We start from the raw sequence: 395 nt of genomic DNA, 5'->3' as shown, positions 1-395 counted from the left end.
GTGATGTTTGCTGCCCGGCCGTGCGCGGTCGACCGGGCTGGGTCCGCTTCTGGGCCTCGCCGGGCCGCCCGCACGGGGGAGGAGTCGATCACCGCCCGCGACCAGTCCAACTGCTTCGCCGACCGCAGCTTCTTCAGCAGTACCGCGTGCAGTTGGTCCCACACGCCTGCCTCGTTCCATGCGGCCAGACGCCGCCAGCAGGTCATGCCCGAGCCGAAGCCCAGCTCCTGGGGCAGGTACTCCCACTGGCTCCCGGTGTGCAGCACGAACAAGATCCCGCACAGGGCCTGCCGGTCCGGCACCCGCGGACGGCCCGATACCCGCTTCGGACCTGGCTCCGGCAACAACGGACCGACCAGCGACCACAGTTCGTCCGACACGATCCACGGCCGCGG

1 pseudogene is annotated in these 395 nt (G+C 70.6%); it reads right to left on the bottom strand.

Annotation, left to right across the window (positions count from 1 at the left end):
- Nucleotides 1-383: pseudogene (locus tag C3488_RS39790) on the bottom strand (IS5 family transposase); the annotation flags it as partial.
- Nucleotides 384-395 lie beyond the last annotated feature (12 nt).

The organism is Streptomyces sp. Ru72 (assembly GCF_002920635.1).
Taxonomy (GTDB): domain Bacteria; phylum Actinomycetota; class Actinomycetes; order Streptomycetales; family Streptomycetaceae; genus Streptomyces.
Note: the sequence above shows the minus strand (reverse complement) of the source record. Positions and strands in the feature narration are given on the sequence as shown.